Source organism: Streptomyces sp. NPDC002130 (assembly GCF_040296465.1).
Classification (GTDB): domain Bacteria; phylum Actinomycetota; class Actinomycetes; order Streptomycetales; family Streptomycetaceae; genus Streptomyces.
Genome location: NZ_JBEOXI010000791.1, coordinates 1 through 1,499, shown reverse-complemented (window position 1 = coordinate 1,499; position 1,499 = coordinate 1). Strand labels below are relative to the sequence as shown.

Genomic DNA, 1,499 nt, shown 5'->3' with positions numbered 1-1,499 from the left:
CTCGCCGCTGCCCGTCGTCTCGAACAGAGTGTCCTTGCCGCGCGTCTCGTTGACGAAGAACGGCCTGTCCTTGCGGCTCGCGCCTCTCCGAACGACTTCGACGCTCTTTCGTCCCAACCGAAGGTGAGCCAGGCATGACCGATCAGAACGATCCGCGTAACTCGGGTGGGCCGCGCCGTGAGGATCCCGAGGCGACCGAGGTGTGGGGGCGTACGCCCGACCAGCCGACGGAGCAGTACGGGACGGTGTCCGGCCAGAATCCGAACCAGCCGACGGAGTATTTCGGTCAGCAGCCGGGGGCACAGCAGTATCCCTACGGTGGCCCGGATCAGAACACGGAGTACTTGGGGCAGCAGGGGCAGCAGCCGAATCCCACTCAGGCGTTCCCTGCCTACAACCCGCAGTTCGATCCGCAGGCGCCGCCGCCCGGAGCGACGCAGGCCTATCCGCCGTACACGGCCCAGCAGTACGGGACCACGGATCAGTACGGAAATACGCAGCAGTACGGAAATACACAGCAGTATCCGGTTGCCGGTGGTGGCGGTGGTGTCCCGCCGGAACAGCCGTTCATCGAGGACGGGTCGTCGGGAGGCGGCAAGAAGCGCAAGCTCGCGACATGGGTGGCCGCCGGCGTGGTCGGGATCCTGGTCGCCGTGATCGCGATCGTCGCGTTCTCGGCGTTCGGTTCGAACGACAAGGGCACCCAGACCGCTTTCGTTCCCCCGACGACCACGACGCAGGCGCCGACCACCACACCGCCGAAGGCGAGCACCACGGCACCGACTCCGACGACGGATTCCCCGCTCAGCCAGCTTCCGGGCGGGCTCGGCGAAGTCATCGGTGACGCCGGGGGAGCCGTCGGCACCGTCAAGTCGAATGACGGCGGCACATTGGTCATCGATTCGATCGGCGGCTCGCAGGTGACGATCCTGACCACTGCGGACACCACGCTCATCGCGCTCAACCGTGCCACCATCGCCGATCTGCAACCGGGGGACAACATCGTCGTCGACGGAACGCCGGTGGAGAACGGGACGATGACCGCCAACACGATTCTGAGTACGTCGCTGCCGAAGTTCGGCAACTGAGTCGTTCACGACACATCGGGCGAGTCCACCAGGGTGTCGCGGGAGGTTGAAGCCGCGAGTCGCTACCCTGGAGGGTGATGACTGGAATGTGGTTCGGACTGGCAGCAATTGCACTCGCAGGCGCGGGTGCGCTTCTGTACGTCGACAGGACGAGGCGAGATCAATCCGGGCGAGTGCGTCAGATCTGGGCCAAGGCGCAGGGTTACACGTACACGGCCACTGACGATCAGCTGGCAGGCGAATGGCACCGCGCGGTCATGGCCAAGCAGGACTACCTCACAGCCACCGACGTCGTCCGAGGCCGCCTCGTCTACCTGTCCATGGTGAGGCCGAACTTGTAGAGGCCGTGCAGGACGAACAGCCACCCGGTCACGGCCCGCGAGATCAGGAGCGCGGCGCCGTGCAGCCCGG

General features: G+C 65.9%; 2 protein-coding genes. Both read left to right on the top strand.

The genetic code is table 11. The features are described from left to right. Nucleotides 1-245: 245 nt before the first annotated feature. Nucleotides 246-1,088, top strand: a complete 843-nt coding sequence (locus ABT116_RS45580; RefSeq protein ID WP_351646994.1) for a hypothetical protein — start codon at nucleotides 246-248, stop codon at nucleotides 1,086-1,088. Nucleotides 1,089-1,165: 77 nt separating this feature from the next. Then, on the top strand, nucleotides 1,166-1,429 hold the full coding sequence (locus ABT116_RS51195) for a TtfA family protein (RefSeq protein WP_502984068.1): 264 nt from the start codon (nucleotides 1,166-1,168) through the stop codon (nucleotides 1,427-1,429). Nucleotides 1,430-1,499 lie beyond the last annotated feature (70 nt).